This is a genomic window from Marinomonas sp. S3726 (genome assembly GCF_000967665.1).
GTDB lineage: Bacteria > Pseudomonadota > Gammaproteobacteria > Pseudomonadales > Marinomonadaceae > Marinomonas.
This window is the reverse complement of sequence record NZ_JXYC01000005.1, coordinates 96,766-114,623: the sequence shown is the minus strand read 5'-3', so window position 1 is coordinate 114,623 and position 17,858 is coordinate 96,766. Positions and strand designations below refer to the sequence as shown.

The following is a 17,858-nucleotide window of genomic DNA, read 5'->3' as shown; positions in this document are numbered from 1 at the left end:
AGGTCCACATCAATACTTGTCTTAGTCTATTCGATTTTTCTGTTTGTGCTGCAAGAATTTACAGCCCAAGAAAGAAGATGCGCGATTGTAGCAATTTTCATCAGACATTTCTTGGAAAATTGCCACAAAAAACGATAAATCTGAGTAGATTTATGAATATTTTTTAATCAGTAGTGAAACAAAAGGCGTTAGCTTAGCCCTCTCCCTCATCATCTTCATAACAAGGCTTAAGGGTTAATTTGATGTCTTTACCTAGCTGACTTAAATTAACCATTTCAAAATCAACTGCTTCCGCCATTGAGTCTAAAGGTAACTGCATTAAAGGGCGCGCATTCGAGCCTAAAAGTTTAGGTGCCATGTAAAGTACAACTTCATCAACCAACCCTTCTTGTAAAAAAGAGCCAGCAAGCACTGCCCCAGTTTCAACTAGAACTTCATTGATACCTTGATCAGCAAGACTTTCCATCGCAGCAACAAGGTCAATACCACCCTCTTCGGCGACTTGAGCATAAGTAACATCCACCCCTTTTTTCACTAACGCTTTATGATGGTCGGCTTCAGCAAGGTCTTCAAGGCAAAAAATTTGCACCTGATTGCTTGGGTACAAGATCTTAGATTCAGGAGGGATAGACAAGGCCGTATCCATAACAACACGTTTAGGCTGGCGTACACTCTTACTTTGCGCAGGTTGGTTATTACTATCAATGCGTACCGTCATACTCGGGTCATCAGCCATAACGGAACCAATGCCTGTCACAATCGCATCACTTTGTGCTCTCAGCTTTTGTACATCAAGACGTGCATCTGGCCCAGTAATCCATTGAGATTCACCCGATTCCATTGCCGTTCTACCATCTAGGCTCATAGCGAGTTTTAATCTCACATAAGGCAAGCCGTCTGTCATACGTTTAATAAAACCTGGATTCAAAGCCAAGACTTCGGCTTCCATAACTGGGCCAATAACCTCAATACCCGCTTCTTTAAGCATAGCCAAGCCACGGCCAGCAACTTCAGGGTTTGGGTCCTGCATACCATAGACAAGTCGACTTACATTCGCCTTAATCAAAGCTTTGGCACATGGACCTGTTTTACCCTGATGACTACATGGCTCTAAAGTAACGTAAGCAGTGCAGCCTTGTGTATCGCCATTAGCATTCGCGATAGCATTCACTTCAGCATGCCCTTCACCTGCAAACTTATGATATCCCTCTGCGACTAACTGAGAGTCTCTCACCAAAACACAACCCACTCTTGGGTTTGGATGGGTGGTGTATAGACCTTTCTTAGCCAGTTGAATTGCCTTGGCCATCCAATAATGATGGTTGTGATGGTCTGCAGTACTCATAATTCACCTAATTGAGGTTAACTTTTTTTATGATTTGAAAGCGTCTCTTGGGAGTCATTTTCAAGTCGTTCAATTTCGTCTTTAAATTCACTGATATCTTTAAAGCTGCGATAAACAGATGCAAAGCGCACATAAGCAACCTGATCCAGCTTTTGTAATTGTTGCATCACAGCTTCGCCTACAGCACGAGAAGAAAGCTCTCGTTCGCCCGTCGCTTGTAACGCTTCTTTGATTCGAATAATCGCCGTTTCAATATTTTCGATACTGACAGGCCTTTTTTCTAAGGCTCTTTGAATACCTCGACGCAGTTTTTCCTCATCAAAAGGTACTCGACTACCATCATTTTTAATGAGTTTAGGCATTTGCAGTTCAGCGAACTCAAAAGTAGTAAAGCGCTCTTGGCAGGCATTGCAAGTACGACGGCGTCGAACTTGAGCTCCTTCAGACACCAATCTGGAATCTAAAACCTTAGTCTCTTGAGCGCCACAAAAAGGACATCGCATGACTCATCCTATCGATTTTATTGTAGAGGTCTGGTTGCTTAAAAAAGTGAATAACCACAACCATTTAATTAAGATTCATAATATCAACCCCAGCCTCAGATAGCTACTAGATGCCCGCTCCCACCTAGGTTAAAACCAGACAGATAAAAACCTAGAAATCCCCCTCAAGTATTGCTACCTTGGATCAGTTATTAACGGCTTAAATTAAGGAAAAGGAATGTCATTAGTTGAGCTATCCGGTCTTGTCGCGGCACTATGTTGGACTATCACCAGCCTAATGGCCCCTAAGCTCATTATCGACTTTGGTATATTCCGTTTTAATACACTGCGTATTGTCATGTCTAGCATCGTGCTTTTGCTCATCGCTATGGTAACGCAAACCTTTGACGCCAGTTTATGGGCGCACAAAGGGCAACTGATAATTTCAGGACTCATCGGCATATTTATCGGTGACACTCTTCTATTTAGCTCAGTTCACAGATTAGGGCCAAGACGTGCTGGCGTTCTGTTTGCTACCAATGCCCCCATGTCCATCATCATTGCTTGGTTCATATTTGACGAATCCTTAAGCTATATAGAACTATTCGCCTGTGCATTAGTGACCTCTGGTGCCATGATTGCCATTCTTTATGGTAAACGTAAGAACCTAGTGGAAAACAGCAAAGCAACCCCTTTAGAAGAAACAAGAGGCAATTTATGGGTTGGAGTGGCAATCGCCCTGAGCGCTGCTTTATGTCAGGTATTTGGCGCTATTTTAAGTAAACCAGCCCTCCTCGCAGGCGCTGACCCTATGGCAGCCTCAGCTATTCGATGCACCGCCGCGGCACTTGCGCTGCTGATTGCTTACAACCTTTATTTTCACAAACAAAATAAAACCGCATTGTTTTCTTGGAAAGCTATTTCGTTTACTTCTTATTTAGGAGCCTTTGCCACAGGGTTTATTGGCATGGTGATTGGCATGAGTATTTTAGTTTGGGGCATAGGTAACGGAGACATAGGCATAGTCACAACCTTATCTGCGACTGTACCTGTACTTATCCTGCCGATTCTCTGGATTACCACAGGCCAAAGACCTGCCATAGGCGCTTGGATAGGAGCATCACTGGTAGTTGTTGGCGCTGCTCTTATTGTGCTTTATTAAGGTGCCTTCTAATTACAGGCTTTCACAGATTAATGCGGTTAAAATATTTTGACCGCATTGCCCCTGTGCTATCCTTAGTCCACTTTCATCTTTGTAGCGGGTTCTCGACCTTTCAGATAGCTTCGAGAACACATATCAACCCATTAAAAGTAAGTATTCACTCATGGCTCAATTCGTATATAGCATGAATCGCGTAGGTAAGATTGTTCCACCTAAACGCGAAATATTAAAAGACATTTCTCTTTCTTTCTTCCCAGGTGCAAAAATTGGTGTTTTGGGTCTAAATGGCTCAGGTAAATCCACTTTACTACGCATCATGGCAGGTGTTGACCAAGAACACGTGGGTGAAGCTCGCCCTATGCCCGGCATCAAGATTGGTTACCTAGAACAGGAACCTAAACTTGATCCAACGAAAGATGTACGTGGCATAGTAGAAGAAGCATTTACAGATGTGATCGAAGCCATGGCTCGCTTGGATGCCGTCTATGCAGAATACGCAGAACCAGATGCTGACTTTGATGCCCTAGCTAAAGAGCAAGGCCAACTTGAAGCCCTGATCGAAGCAAAAGAAGGTCATAACCTTGATCGTGCCTTAGAAGTTGCAGCAGATGCTTTGCGTCTTCCTGCTTGGGATGCAAATGTCGAGCACCTTTCAGGTGGTGAGCGTCGCCGTGTTGCCCTATGTCGCCTATTACTAGATAAGCCAGACATGATCCTTTTAGACGAGCCAACTAACCATTTGGATGCTGAATCTGTTGCCTGGTTGGAACGCTTCCTAAAAGATTACCCAGGTACCGTTGTGGCTATTACCCACGACCGTTACTTCCTTGATAATGCTGCAGGCTGGATTCTAGAGCTTGACCGTGGCCATGGTATTCCATACGAAGGTAACTACTCTTCTTGGCTAGAGCAAAAAGATGCTCGTCTTGAAATGGAAGCTAAACAACAAGCATCCCATAAACGTGCCATCAAATCTGAACTTGAATGGGTTCGTCAAAATGCGAAAGGACGCCAGTCTAAATCTAAGTCGCGTTTAGCTCGCTTTGAAGAGATGAACTCTAAAGACTTCCAAGAACGTAATGAAACTAACGAACTATACATTCCACCTGGTCCACGTCTAGGTAGCAAGGTTATTGATATCGAAAATGTCAGCAAAGGCTTTGGTGATAGAGTACTCATCGAAGACCTAAACCTATCTATGCCACAAGGTGCGATTGTTGGGGTTGTAGGTGGTAACGGTGCGGGTAAATCAACCTTATTCAAAATGATCACAGGTCAAGAACAACCAGACTCAGGCACAGTAACGCTAGGTGAAACAGTACAACTTGCCTATGTAGATCAGATGCGTGAACTGGATGGTGAAAAAACCGTATGGGAAGAAATTTCAGACGGTTCTGACATGATAATGATCAACAACTTTAAAGTGTCTTCACGTGCTTATATTGGCCGCTTTAACTTTAAAGGGTCTGATCAGCAAAAGCTTGTGAAGCACCTATCTGGTGGTGAGCGTAACCGTTTACACCTAGCAAAACTGCTAAAAGAAGGCGGCAACGTTTTACTATTGGACGAACCGACCAACGACTTGGATGTGGAAACATTACGTGCTCTGGAAGACGCCCTATTGGCTTTCCCAGGTGCAGCGATTGTTATTTCCCACGACCGTTGGTTCCTAGACCGTATCGCCACTCATATTCTTGCATACGAAGGTGACTCTAAAGCGGTCTTCTTTGAAGGTAACTATGCGGAATACGAAGTTGACTACAAGCAACGTACTGGTAACGAAGCAACACCAACTCGTATCAAGTACAAGCGCATTGACGCTTAAACGACGCCCTGAATAACGTTTAAGTCGCCAGACTAGATTAAGCCCTCAAACATGATATGTTTAGAGGGCTTTTTTCATTTTGGCATTCAGTAAACAGCTGAAATTCAAATGCTTGAACACTCTAATTCGTCTTTTGAAAAGGATTTTGTATGCAGTTATCCGCGCAAGAAGTTAAAGCAGCTCTCCCATGGCAGGACCTTGTTGAAGCCTTAAGAGACATCTTTACCCGTAAAGTTACCTCCCCTGTCCGTCATCACCATGTACTGAATGTTCCTCAAGAGAAAGACGCCATGTTATTGCTAATGCCGGCTTGGCTTGAAGGTGAATACTGTGGTGTAAAACAAGTATTTGTATTCCCCAGTAATAATGACAAAGGGCTGCCAGGCCTTACCAGTAACTACTTATTGAGCTCAGGTAAAACTGGCGCCAACCTCGCCCAACTAGAAGGTAATGAATTAACTTCACGCAGAACAGCCGCAGCCTCAGCATTAGCCTCTTCCTATTTATCAAGACAAGATGCATCTCGTCTGCTTATGGTGGGCTCAGGGCGCATGGCACGTAATCTTATTGCCGCACATAGATCCGTTCGCTCTATTACCCACGTCAGTGTGTATAACCGCAATTTAGCAGGCGCAGAGAAGCTCGTTGAAGACTTGATAGAAGCAGGCATCACAGCCAAAGTTTGCAGACCTGATGAACTAGCCCAAGAAGCAGCAAACGCTGATATCATTAGCTGTGCCACCATGAGCAAAGAGCCCATCATTAAAGGTGACTGGTTAAACCCTGGCTGTCACCTTGATTTGGTGGGTGGTTTTACCCCAGAGATGCAAGAAGCCGATAACGCAGCATTGAAAAAAGCCAAGGTATTTGTTGATACCAGAGCAGGAGCGTTGAGCGAAGCAGGCGATATTATTATTCCGTTGAAAGCCGGTGTGATTCAAAAAGAAGACATTCAAGCCGAGTTTACTGAGCTTTGCTCCAATGCTCATAAAGGGCGAAACGCTTATCCAGATGCAGAGAAAATTATCACAGTTTTTAAGTCAGTAGGTGACTCAAGAGAAGACCTCGCCGCCGCAATATTAGCCTATCAAAGTTTAAGTAAATAGAACCTAAAACCTCACCATAAAAAAGCCTGATTAAGTGACTTAATCAGGCTTTTTACTTTTCACGCAAAAATACCAGCAGAGACTAAAAACCCGTGACCGCCAAAAGTTTCTCAGCGATGTAATCTATGTGAGCTTCTTGCATGCCAGCGATATTAATTCGACCGCTATCAACAAGGTAAATAGCATGCTCCTGTCTCAAGGCTTGTGCATGCTCTGGGGTAATACCTAAAACAGAAAACATACCCTTATGCTGAGCAATAAAGTCAAAGTGTGGGTTACCACTCTTCTCTCGTAAAGCACCGGCTAGCTGCTCTCTTAAACCTTGCACACGATGGCGCATCGCATCTACTTCATCAAGCCAAGTCTGCTTTAGCGTTTGATCTCGCAAAATCATATCCACCAAGGCAGCACCATGGTCAGGTGGCATGGTATAGGTACTTCTCGCACACTCTAACATGCGAGATTTGATCTTATTGCTTTGCTCAAGACTCTTGCCCACTATCACAGCCAAACCTGTACGTTCACGATAGAGGCCAAAGTTCTTGGAGCAAGAGCTTGCCACTAAATAAGACTCAACTCTTTCGGCCAGATACCTAAAACCCGTGACATCAGCATCCATACCATCGCCAAAGCCTTGGTAAGCAATATCAATAAAGGGTAAAAAGCCCTGTTTCTGAGCTAATTCAGTGACAGCTTGCCAATCTTCAAATGATAAATCAGCCCCTGTTGGGTTGTGGCAGCAGCCATGCAAGAGAACCACATCATTAGCACCCGCTTGGCTAATGTCTGCCAACATAGCTTGGCTATTGACCAACTTAGTTTCAGGGTCAAAGTAAGCGTAATAACGCACTTTAAGACCAGCTGTTTTCATAATTGGCGCATGGTTAGCGTAACTAAGATCCGACAGCCAAACGGTTGCATCTGGGGCAGATAGCTTAATCACATCAGCTAACATTCGAAGCGCACCACTTGCACCCGGTGTTTGAACACCAACCGAACGCGCTTTACTCTCGCCCTCACCAATTAATAAATCCATCATGGCAGCATTAAAGGATTCGTTTCCTGGCATGCCGACATAGACTTTAGAGTTTTGTTCTTCAAGCAAACGTGCCTCAGCCTGTTTGATCGCCTGCATAACCGGAGTATTACCTTGATTATCGCGGTAAACCCCTATGCCCAAATCAATTTTATGGGCTCTTTCATCCGCGCGACAAGCTACCGACAAAGATAATATCGGGTCTGCGGCAGCAGCATCCAAGTTGTCTAAAATCATCTTATTACCTTAACAAGCTAATTATTTATTTTTTGAAAAACCAAATTTTATTTAGTTTTACACCACTAGCACATAGAACACCAAAACAAATCAAAGACATGGACAAAACACCATTGATAGATAATGTCTCCGCCAAAATAGGATAAGCAGCCACAGAGGCAATGACAGGGGTTAAAGAGCCAATAGCCGCCGTATTTTCTGCTCCAATTTGGCGAATAGCAAAGCCATAGCTAAAACCCGTCACCAAGCCCACCATGATTCCTTGAATCAAAAACTGTGTTCCAATCAGAGACATATCTAATGTTTGATTTGCTCCGAACACACCTGAATCTAGTAGCCCAAAAGCAAAAAGAAGCAGTAACAAACTACAAGACACTAAGCCTAATAATCCCGTAGCAGCCAGTGGAGGCAGGCCGGACACACGCAGGCTAACAGTAAACAAAGCCCAGCAAAAACTTGCCCCTAAAAAGTATAAATCCCCTGTTAGAACCTGGCCTGAGCCTGCAAAAAATGACTCAGCAAGTAAGGTCAGTATGCCTATCGCAATGGCAGCAAGTCCCATAAAGCGTTGTGAGCTTAAAGGTTCCTTGTATATCAAAACCGCAATCCCAGTCACAAATAAGGGAAAGGTACCTGGAATTAATAGCCCAGCATGGGAAACGGGAGCGAAATGCATACCTTGTGAAGCAAGATAGAAAAAAGGTACTCCTGCACCCAAGCTTATTCCACCCAAAATATGCAATGGCACTTTACGAATTTGCGCGCGGGCTTGATATGTAAAGTAAGCAAAGATAAGAGCTGGCATGCCATATCGCATCATAGAAAGATCGAACATAGTCAGGCTTGAAGTCGCCCCCATTTTGACAGAAATAAGCCAACTGGCCCAAATACAGGCGGTCACTAGGGCTGACATTACCCCTAAATGGTACTGTCTTCCTTGGGCGAGGACGCGATAAGCAGGAACAGTATTTGAACTAGACATGGAACACCTCAAGATCGAAATTGGCTTAACAAAAGACTTAAGTAAACGTTTTTAAAGTAAACTGAATTAATCTCATTATTAATCAAAGTCGACGAGCATGTCCTTGCTAAATTAGCCAATATAAAAGGCATATTTAGCAGATATCACTCATTTTAAATGCTAATATTTTCAAACATGCCAATATCAAACACATATGAGAGAGACGAGATGGATGCGATCGATTTTAATATCATTCAAGCGCTGCAAGAAGATGGCCGCTTAAGCAATGTTGAGTTGGCTGAAAGAGTAAATTTATCCCCTTCTCCTTGTTTACGTCGCGTAAAACGACTGGAGCAAGAAGGCGTCATAACCAGCTATAGAGCAAATTTAGATAGAGAGAAGTCAGGCCTGCCCATGACTATCTTTGTTGACGTTACCTTAGACAACAATAAGGACCATGCCAGTACCGAATTTGAACAGGCCGTGCTTGAAAAAGACTATGTCATTTCTTGTTTTCTTGTTTCCGGCGTGGCCGACTATCGCCTTGAAATTGTCACCAAAGATTTAAAAGGTTATGAAAAGGCTTTGCATCAAACCCAAGCACTACCCCATGTAAAAAGTATCAATAGTAACTTTGCTATAAGAACCGTGAAAACAGCCGCCAGCCTACCACTTGTTTTTGATGGCTAGCAGCTTTTTATATAAAAAGGCTTTTACCTGCTCGCTGAGGCGGGAGAGCTTATTCACATACATCTCAAGCTTGGTTATTAAAATTAGCTTCTAACTTGATACCTGACGGGTCATGAAAAAATACTTGGTAGATTCCTATCTGAGATACTTCTTGAAGATGATACTCAACGCCAAGCGTCTCTAATTTGTGGGTAAAAGCTTCGAGCCCTGTGAGGCTAAAAGCGATGTGATCCAGCGCACCTAGAGCATGCTTTCTGTCTTCATCCTGTGTTAAGTGCAGTATGGGTTTAGCATCAAAATATAACCAATACCCTTGGTTAGAAAAGTTAGGCCTAAACCCCACTTCCAGTCCAAACAGATGAATATAAAAGTCTTTTACTTCCTCTAACAAGGCCATAGGAGCAGAGATATTAAAATGTGCAAACTGCATTTTTTTAGTCCATTTAAATTGTAACCAACACAATAAAATAGCCCCATCAATAATGCAGCTTTTATTTAACCTTTTAACCGACACAAATTGTATTTTTACCCTCTTTTTTGGCCTGATAAAGTGCGGAATCAGCCGCTTGGCACATTTGCGTAAAGTCCTGAAAATCGCAACACTTTGCCCAACCAGCACTAAAGCTCACATTGAATTGAATTTGATTATGATGAAATATGAGCTTAGAAAAGCTTTCCCTAATCTCATTCATAAACTTAAGCTGCTGTTTATGGCTATCACTCTTTAATACCAACATAAACTCTTCACCACCGTAGCGGCCAATCTTGTCTGTTTTACTCAAACGACCTTTTAACAGCTGACTTAATGCAACAATCACCTTATCTCCCGCAGCATGACCGTAGGTATCATTCACAAATTTAAAGTTATCGAGATCTATCATCATGATGGAGGTAGACATTTGCGTCTGCCTAGAAAAATTAAAGGCCTTCAAAGCAGCTGAAACAATATTTTTATGGTTGAGAAGGCCAGTTAAACTATCTTGCATAGTCAACCGCCGAATATTCAGACTGCGCTTTATACGGCTTTTGACTTGCAACACGATTGCCTCAATCGGTAGGTTTTTAGGCAACAGGTCATCACACTCACCCTTAATTGCCTCAAGCTTATTATCTAGCGAGTTATCCGAGCTCAAAAAGATAATGGGAACAGCACTAAAATGCTCAAATTGGCGAATAATCCGCGCTAGCTCTATCCCAGTTACTTCAGGCATATTGATATCAAACATAAATAAATCGGGCTCAAATGACTGCATTTCCTTAATCAAAACAATAGGATTAGTTGTAGCAAAAACATCCAGCCCCTCATTTTCTAACGTTGATTTCAAATAGTTTAATACCGAAATTTGATCATCAACAATGCAAACCCTTGAGTTAGCACTCTTATCTAGTTTCAATTCTGTTCGTACATGATTTACCACCCGAGTAAGCTCAAGAGGCTTGACATAATGCTTTCTAAAGTGCGATCTCACACTCCTTAATCGACTATAAAAATCATCATGAGTTAAATATAAAAAGCAGGGGATTTTTTGCAGATACAAACGCTCAGCCAAGGCGAATGCGTCTTCGTCTAGTCTATCTATAGCTGACTGGCCTATGATCACCAAGTCTGGTGTACGTTGCTGTATTTCAATATTCGCGACGTCAAACGAAGAAAACGCTTGAGCATCAAAGTTAAATTCCACAAGGGATTGGGCCAAACTTTGAGCTTCAGAAAAAATATTATCTATGATGGCAATAAAGGTAAGAGAGTCACTTACAGGTGAAGACGAGTCAATTTTCATTCAATGATCCTTTTGATAAACAAAACCATTCCCTATGTCTAAAAATATAGCCTTTCTATGCAGAACTGCAGAAAGTATTTAAAGATTAGTAAAATTTATAGTTTTGAGTATTTAAAAGAGAAAAAAACTGAATTGATTTACAAAAAATTTCACCCAAGTAGTGAAAAGAGCCACACCTTTATTATCTTAAAAGTGTGGCATATGGTGATTATTTCTAGACCTTTTTACTTAGAAAGTACTCTTAAACGGCTTTCAAACTCGCCCCTATCTACATAACAACCATGCAGATAACGCGCACCAGATTGAGGATCGAAGGCATCACGGCCATGTAGTACACGACGATTATCAAACACCACCATTTCACCACCTTTAAGCATAACGGACACCTTATATTCTGGGTCCTTCGTCATTTTCATAAAGGTTTGATAAGCCCGATAGTAAGCGTGCATTAATTCAGGTGCGATATCCAAAGTGCTGGCTAAATGAGGGTTAAAACAAATTTCATTAACCTGCCCTTGATCATCAAGGTTGATAACGGCTTTACGACTGCGTATGTCATAATCTTCGTCATGAAAACGACAAGGGATCTGGGTGTTCACTAATAAATCAAAGGCGACAATATCCGCACGGCGTAAATCTTCTGCGACAGCAAAACCATCACAAAAAATAGAACCGCCCCCTTCTGCATCATTGGTCAAACAATGTAAGAATTGATAACCAGGCGGTAACTCCTGATTAGTTAGATCCGTATGTAATGGTAAAGCAATTGAAGTATAAGCCAGGTTATTTGGCTTAGGTTTTGACTTAACTTCAAACTCCACACCAAAGTTTGTCTCTCTTAAAAAGCCAACTTTTTGTGCCACCTGAGTACCCGCTTTAACATCATCAGCGAGTCCATCGACGATAGACAAACCATAGGCTTGGGTATCTCTTAACCAAGTAAGCAAGGCATTATCTTGCGTTAAAATGTCATTCGCATTAGAACGAGGAATATCACCTCCTGTAAGATCACTACGCCACAAGGTCGCATCACTTAAAGCAGGATCAGGTACGGTTTTACCTGGCTGATTCGCAAATAACCAAGCCAAACTAAATTCTGCGGTATAAGATTCCTCTAGCCAACTTAGACGTATATGCTCTTGGTCTAGCGCAAAATCACAAATATCATCGTCCAAATTAATGCGGGTTAAATCAAACTGTCGCTCTTTTGTGTCCGGATGAAAGCCTGCAGGGTCATTATCTCTCAGCCACACATAAGGGAAGTAGCTAGATTCAGTGTTTGTCCAGTGAATCACTAGCATACGAAGTGACGAGTCAAGTTGGGCTTTTAATACAGTAGGCACAGCATTATTAAATACAGAAGTCGTCATGAAGACACCATTCATAAAATTGATTAATTAGAAAAATAGAAAAGATTCGCACAGGGGCGAATAAAGCAAATTAATACTGTGGGGAAGGCCACCAATCGCTGGCTTTAAGATGAGGATGGCCTGCTCGTTGGCCAATCACAGTGATCATATCAATCCATTACTCTGTAATAAGGTATCTAAGATTTTGAATGTAAATTTTCCCTGTAAACAAGTCAATCCATTAACCTAGATGATTTCATTTTTATGGCTAAATAACGCATGAATCATAATGAAGAAGCAAAGCCCATCAAAACAATGTCTAAATTGGCGCTTCATCCGCTCTTAATGTCAGTACTTCATAGCCAGTTTCCGTCACTAAAATAGTATGTTCCCACTGAGCAGAAAGCTTTTTATCTCTGGTGACGACCGTCCAACCATCTTTTTTCGTTTTCACCTTAGCCTGACCCTGGTTAATCATAGGTTCAATCGTGAATGTCATACCTGGCTCCAGTACCAACCCAGTGCCAGATTGACCATAATGTAAAACCTGTGGTGCTTCATGCATTTCACGGCCAATACCATGGCCGCAATATTCTTTGACGACAGAATAACCGGATGATTGCGCATGAGCTTGAATAGCAGCACCTATATCACCAAGACGAGCACCAGGTTTAACCTGACGAATACCAAAACAAAGGCATTCATAAGTCTTTTTAACCAAGGCTTTAGCTATGGGGCTAGCGTTAGGCATAAGGTACATCTTACTAGAATCAGCAATAAAACCGTTCTTTTCTAAGGTCACATCAATATTGACTATATCGGCACCTTTTAAGCGATACGTACTTGGCACACCATGACACACCACCTCATTGACCGAAGCATTAAGACTAAACTGATAATCATATTGCCCTTTGCTTGCGGGTCGAGCAGCAAGCTCATTACAAATATAGCTTTCTACCTTTTGATCTATCTCTAGCGTCGTAGTTCCAACCTTTATATAGCCATCGAGCATATCAAATACCTTAGCTAACAGTTGGCCAGATTCACGCATCAGATTGATTTCTGTTTCAGACTTAATGATGGCTTTATCCATTTTTTATTCCTTATGAGTGCCTTTAAGTTAAAGCCCGCAACTGTGTTTCTTCTACTTGATCAGTTTGGCTGATCTCATCTTCTAGCTTCAGCTGCATCTGAATAATGTCATTAAAAGTTAAAGTTGGATTCATCTCAGCTAAACGTCCCATTTTTAACCAAAATTCAGCCTGCGAGTTGATTGACCGTGACATGACATTGCTCGTTTTACGAATCTCATCATGTAAAGGGTCCGAAATTTTTACTATTCCCATAATTTAAACCTTATACGAATTGCTATATTTTATATATAAATCGAATCATAACGCTATATTTTATATTTAGATAGTGTTTTGCCCTTTTCTATTCACCTAACAAGATAAGCTGCAGAAAAAGTTAACCTTTTTGTAAATACTGAACTAATCTTAAATTACACAGCTTAGCTGGCGCGATTAAGCTTTTGAGTTTGCCAATGATCTAACAGGGAAAAATAAGAGCTTTAATCTTTGATATGGTTTCCTTAGTTCACCTCTTCTTGCACCCTATATCACTGATATAGGGTGCTTTTTTATATTAGGCTGACAAAATATTGGCAAACTAACTATCGTTCTCATTAACAACTGAGACCCTACCTCATAATGATAACGAAAACCATTCGTAAGAGATTGAAAAATAACACTTTTTCATAAGATTTCACTTTCTTTATTTGAAATTCACACTATAATTGCGTACAAACTTTAAACAATCATATCTGTGTTGCGAGGGTATTATGCAAGGTAGCAAGCAGGTCATTACGGCCTTAAACAAAGTTCTTAAAACTGAGTTAACCTCGATTAACCAGTACTTTTTACATGCACGCATGTGCAAGAATTGGGGCTTAGACGCGCTTAATTCTAAAAACTACAAAAAATCGATTAAGGACATGAAACAATCTGACGACCTGATCGAACGTGTTCTTTTTCTAGAAGGTTTACCTAATCTTCAACAACTAGGCCACCTAAATATTGGTGAAACACCGGTTGAGATTATTAGTTGCAACCTTAAGTTTCAAACAGAGCAAATTGCCGAGCTAAAAGATGCAATTGCCTTGTGTGAAAAAGAACAAGACTATATTAGCCGCGACTTATTAGAAGATATTCTTGAATATGAAGAAGAGCATTTAGACTGGCTTGAAACGCAAGAATACCTTATTGCCAATACTGGCTTAGAAAACTACTTACAATCTCAAGTTTAACAAGGAGAGCTTAGATGAAAGGCAACCAACAGGTTATCGATGCACTAAATAAATTGCTTGCCAATGAGCTGACAGCAATGGACCAGTACTTCATTCACTCTCGTATGTATGATGATTGGGGTTTAAGTAAGCTGTATGAGCGCATTGATCACGAATTTGATGATGAAAAAGGCCATGCTGCCAAATTGATCGAACGCATTCTTTTCTTGGAAGGCACACCTAACCTAGTCACACGTGAAGCTATCCGTGTCGGTAAAGATGTACCAGAAATGCTAGAAAACGACCTTAAAGTCGAATATGAAGTAGCAGCCATGCTAAAAGAAACCATCAAGATCTGTGAAGACGTACAAGACTATAACACGCGTGAAATGCTAGAAGTTTTACTGGATGATACAGAGATTGATCACGCTTACTGGCTAGAAAAGCAACTTGGGCTTATCAAGATGCTTGGTTTACCAAACTACCTTCAGTCGCAAATGTAAGCTGAAAGTTCGTCTTTTTTAGCGATTAGGCAATAAAAAACCACCTTATGACCTAGATTCATAAGGTGGTTTTTTTATGTCTAATTTTATATCTAGTTATTAGCAGTGTTTCTAATCGATTTCCTTAAATAGGACGGCCTAAAAGGCGATTTAATTCTTGATGTTTTTGTGACATAAGCTCAGCGCATTTCGACATCAATGCAGGCACATCCCTTTCGGTTAATCCTTTAGTCGAAATAGGCGCCAACATCTCAACCAATACCTTGCCATTATTCCAACGATGCCAATTCACTTGTCTATGAGTATTACTACACACAACAGGAACGATAGGAACCCCAGCTTGAATAGCAGCATGAAAAGCCCCTGCTTTAAAAGGTAAAAAACCACGCCCTCGACTCCTTGAGCCTTCTGGAAACATCCATATGGATAAGCCTGTTTCACGCATTTTATCCACCACTTGATCTATGGTGGCAATAGCCTTTTTACGGTTTGATCGATTGAGCAAAAAATTCCCAGTAATCCAATATAAAAGACCAAAGATAGGAATCCAAACAATACTTTTTTTACCAATCGTAACGGTTCTTTTAGGGACAGCATGCACCAGAGTGAAGAGATCAAAGTTGTTTTGATGATTTGCAATATAAACGGCTTGTCCTACACTTTCAGCAACCTGATCTTTAATGACATTTACCTGCAAACCAAATACTCGGCTTGCCTGCTGAAACCACTTAGTAACAAGGTATACCCTGTTTTTAGATTGATAATAAAAAGGAAAAACCAACAAACCGTAAAAGGTAACCGCAAGTAGTAATAGAGTAAGTAGAATCACCCTAATGGGAAATAGCATAAATAAACCTAATTAGAACGAATAGATCATTATAGCGTCATTCAGTTTTATTAATAAGTTTAATTGGATATTAAGTGATTAAAAGTACAGGTTTGACACAAAAACAACACAAACCTGCATTAATCCTACCTTTTGCAATAAAAAGGTACATAAGATTTCAAACTGTAAAAAAAATACAATTATACTTATGACTTAATCATGGACATGACGTTATGATTATTAACATAATATTAATCATTTTTAGATGAAGTCTAAAATTCTATTATCAGTTATTTTTTTACAAGATCTTTAAGAAGTAAATCAATAACCTAATTGAGATATTTACCATGCTTAATCGTATTAAAATTGCTCATAAAATCTATTTCCTAGGGGCTTCTTTATTAGGCCTTATTTTCCTTGTGGGGATGCTTGGTTTAACTCAGATGAAGAAAATTGGCGTTGAAATTGTCGATATTGCTGAAGTTAATATCCCTTTAAATAATCTAATGACTCAAATTACTGAGCACCAATTAGCTCAAGTTATAGAGCTAGAAAGGTCTGTTTTATACGGCGTTCTAATTGAAACGAACGCTGGTGAGTATAAGAAAAGCAGAGATAAACACATCAAAAAAATGAAAACTCTTTCTAAAAAAATAGAACATGAAATTGCTGAAGCAGAAGAGTTGATTCAAGCGGCATTGGACATTGCTCACTCACAAGCGGCCATTGATAAACTTGAATCTTTAGCAGTTACGATGAAAGTCATTGAAAAAAGCTTTTTACAAACTGAAAAAGAATCTTTTCAGGTTGCTGACTTATTGGAAAGTCATAAGATGAAAGAAGCGTTAACTCTTCTGCCTACCTTAGAAAAGCATCAAGATGAACTTGATAAAGAACTTATCGGTGTATTAGCTGACATTCAAGAATTCACAGCAAAGTCAGCATTGAAAGCAGAACATGACGAGCTTAATGCAATCAATATGATTACCGTATCATTAATCGCATCAGTCATTTTTGCTTTGGCTATTTCTATACTCGTTGGTAAAACGGTTATCAAACCAATAGCAAATTTACAAAACCGATTAACAGAAATTACAACAGGTGATGGCGACCTAACCTTAAGAATTAATAGCAATAGCCTAGATGAAATAGGTAAGCTTTCGAACTCGTTTGATAGTTTTATCGAACGCTTGGCAAACACCATTCAAAGAATTACGGATTCATCAACAGCGCTTGCTGACTCATCAAATACTGCCTTAAGAATCACAGCAGAAACTCAAAGCTCAATCAAAACCCAACAAGGTGAAACAAGTATTGTTTCTAATGCTGTCTCCGAGATGAATACAGCCACTCAAGAAGTTGCACTTAACACAGCATCAGCGGCACAAATCGCCGAAAGAGTGAAAGAAAGCGTTGATAAGGGCAAGCGTTCTGCCAATGAAACACAAGAAATCATCAGAGAAATGGCTGATGAAGTGACACGCACTTCAAAAGATATTGAAACACTAGCCAAAGAAACAGAAAGTATCGGCACAGTACTGGATGCCATTAGAGGTATTGCAGAGCAAACTAACTTACTCGCTCTAAATGCTGCCATTGAGGCAGCCCGTGCAGGTGAAACAGGTAGAGGCTTTGCAGTTGTTGCCGATGAAGTACGATCTTTAGCGCAAAGGACACAAGAATCAACGGTAGACATTCAAGAATTGGTTGAGAAACTACAACGCGAGGCAAGCCAAGCGGTTGCCAGTATGCAAAATGGCAATACCACTACAGAAGCTTGTCTTGCGAAAAGCACTGAAACCAGCCATTCATTTGAAGAAGCTTATGAAGCTGTTAGCCAGATTTCTGATTTAAATACACAGATTGCAGCCGCTGTTGAAGAGCAATCTCAGGTAGCATCAGAAATAACCAATAACCTTAATAACATACAAGAAATTGCATTACAGACCACTACAGGCGCTGAAGAGTCAGCAGAAGCGAATCAACAAATAGCTGATCAAGTGATTGAACTAAATAATAATATCCATCAGTTTAAAGTTTAGTTCCCTTACTATTCGATCATAAAATCAAAGCCAGCTATGCTTTGCATAGCTGGCTTTTTTTATACTCTGCTCACCATTTCCTTTCTTACATCGCTTTTTAACTTCGGCTTTATCACCATAAAGTATCTAATTACGTCAATATGTTGCAGTATTGTGACAGCAACGACATAGATACTATTTATATCAAACGTCTTTGTTATGTAATAGAAGTGACATCTTTTGCGGTTTA

Annotated in this window: 17 protein-coding genes; 7 read left to right on the top strand and 10 right to left on the bottom strand. The window is 40.7% G+C overall.

Annotation, left to right across the window (positions count from 1 at the left end; translation table 11 throughout):
• Positions 1-193: 193 nt before the first annotated feature.
• Complete coding sequence (gene ribD, locus TW85_RS05130) at positions 194-1,345, bottom strand: bifunctional diaminohydroxyphosphoribosylaminopyrimidine deaminase/5-amino-6-(5-phosphoribosylamino)uracil reductase RibD (protein ID WP_046016016.1); 1,152 nt, start codon at positions 1,343-1,345, stop codon at positions 194-196.
• A 17-nt stretch (positions 1,346-1,362) separates the two neighbouring features.
• Complete coding sequence (nrdR, locus tag TW85_RS05125) at positions 1,363-1,848, bottom strand: transcriptional regulator NrdR (protein ID WP_046016015.1); 486 nt, start codon at positions 1,846-1,848, stop codon at positions 1,363-1,365.
• 217 nt (positions 1,849-2,065) lie between these two features.
• Between nrdR and TW85_RS05120 the strand changes: the two genes are divergently transcribed.
• The 3 genes from TW85_RS05120 (at position 2,066) to TW85_RS05110 (ending at position 5,920) form a co-directional block, all read left to right on the top strand.
• The gene (locus TW85_RS05120; protein WP_046016014.1) at positions 2,066-2,989 is read left to right on the top strand and encodes a DMT family transporter; all 924 of its coding nucleotides are present in this window, start codon (positions 2,066-2,068) and stop codon (positions 2,987-2,989) included.
• A gap of 163 nt (positions 2,990-3,152) precedes the next feature.
• The gene (ettA, locus tag TW85_RS05115) at positions 3,153-4,814 is read left to right on the top strand and encodes an energy-dependent translational throttle protein EttA (RefSeq protein ID WP_046016013.1); all 1,662 of its coding nucleotides are present in this window, start codon (positions 3,153-3,155) and stop codon (positions 4,812-4,814) included.
• A 149-nt stretch (positions 4,815-4,963) separates the two neighbouring features.
• A complete protein-coding gene (locus tag TW85_RS05110) occupies positions 4,964-5,920 on the top strand; it encodes an ornithine cyclodeaminase family protein (RefSeq protein ID WP_046016012.1) in 957 nt (318 codons plus the stop codon).
• 82 nt (positions 5,921-6,002) lie between these two features.
• Here the strand turns inward: TW85_RS05110 and TW85_RS05105 are convergent, their stop codons facing one another.
• Positions 6,003-7,193 (bottom strand): amino acid aminotransferase, encoded by a 1,191-nt coding sequence (locus tag TW85_RS05105; protein ID WP_157196890.1) that lies wholly within the window; start codon positions 7,191-7,193, stop codon positions 6,003-6,005.
• 25 nt (positions 7,194-7,218) lie between these two features.
• Positions 7,219-8,175 (bottom strand): DMT family transporter, encoded by a 957-nt coding sequence (locus tag TW85_RS05100; protein WP_046016011.1) that lies wholly within the window; start codon positions 8,173-8,175, stop codon positions 7,219-7,221.
• Between the two features lie 207 nt (positions 8,176-8,382).
• Between TW85_RS05100 and TW85_RS05095 the strand changes: the two genes are divergently transcribed.
• The gene (locus tag TW85_RS05095; protein WP_046016010.1) at positions 8,383-8,844 is read left to right on the top strand and encodes an Lrp/AsnC family transcriptional regulator; all 462 of its coding nucleotides are present in this window, start codon (positions 8,383-8,385) and stop codon (positions 8,842-8,844) included.
• A gap of 64 nt (positions 8,845-8,908) precedes the next feature.
• Here the strand turns inward: TW85_RS05095 and TW85_RS05090 are convergent, their stop codons facing one another.
• From TW85_RS05090 to TW85_RS05070, 5 genes are all read right to left on the bottom strand, one after another.
• A complete protein-coding gene (locus TW85_RS05090; protein ID WP_046016079.1) occupies positions 8,909-9,274 on the bottom strand; it encodes a VOC family protein in 366 nt (121 codons plus the stop codon).
• A gap of 73 nt (positions 9,275-9,347) precedes the next feature.
• Entirely contained in the window at positions 9,348-10,625 is a 1,278-nt protein-coding gene (locus TW85_RS05085; RefSeq protein WP_046016009.1) for a diguanylate cyclase, read from the bottom strand.
• A 224-nt stretch (positions 10,626-10,849) separates the two neighbouring features.
• A complete protein-coding gene (locus TW85_RS05080) occupies positions 10,850-11,995 on the bottom strand; it encodes a TauD/TfdA family dioxygenase (protein WP_084616122.1) in 1,146 nt (381 codons plus the stop codon).
• A 298-nt stretch (positions 11,996-12,293) separates the two neighbouring features.
• The gene (gene map, locus TW85_RS05075) at positions 12,294-13,067 is read right to left on the bottom strand and encodes a type I methionyl aminopeptidase (protein ID WP_046016008.1); all 774 of its coding nucleotides are present in this window, start codon (positions 13,065-13,067) and stop codon (positions 12,294-12,296) included.
• Between the two features lie 22 nt (positions 13,068-13,089).
• Positions 13,090-13,320 (bottom strand): ParD-like family protein, encoded by a 231-nt coding sequence (locus TW85_RS05070; RefSeq protein WP_046016007.1) that lies wholly within the window; start codon positions 13,318-13,320, stop codon positions 13,090-13,092.
• 494 nt (positions 13,321-13,814) lie between these two features.
• Between TW85_RS05070 and bfr (TW85_RS05065) the strand changes: the two genes are divergently transcribed.
• Entirely contained in the window at positions 13,815-14,279 is a 465-nt protein-coding gene (bfr, locus tag TW85_RS05065; protein ID WP_046016006.1) for a bacterioferritin, read from the top strand.
• Between the two features lie 14 nt (positions 14,280-14,293).
• Positions 14,294-14,761, top strand: a complete 468-nt coding sequence (bfr, locus tag TW85_RS05060) for a bacterioferritin (RefSeq protein ID WP_046016005.1) — start codon at positions 14,294-14,296, stop codon at positions 14,759-14,761.
• Positions 14,762-14,885: 124 nt separating this feature from the next.
• On the opposite strand, the gene TW85_RS05055 is transcribed toward bfr (TW85_RS05060), so the two are convergent.
• Positions 14,886-15,608, bottom strand: a complete 723-nt coding sequence (locus TW85_RS05055; RefSeq protein WP_046016004.1) for a 1-acylglycerol-3-phosphate O-acyltransferase — start codon at positions 15,606-15,608, stop codon at positions 14,886-14,888.
• Positions 15,609-15,934: 326 nt separating this feature from the next.
• On the opposite strand from TW85_RS05055, the gene TW85_RS05050 reads away from it, so the two are divergent.
• Complete coding sequence (locus tag TW85_RS05050) at positions 15,935-17,629, top strand: methyl-accepting chemotaxis protein (RefSeq protein ID WP_052701878.1); 1,695 nt, start codon at positions 15,935-15,937, stop codon at positions 17,627-17,629.
• The last annotated feature ends 229 nt before the right edge of the window (positions 17,630-17,858 follow it).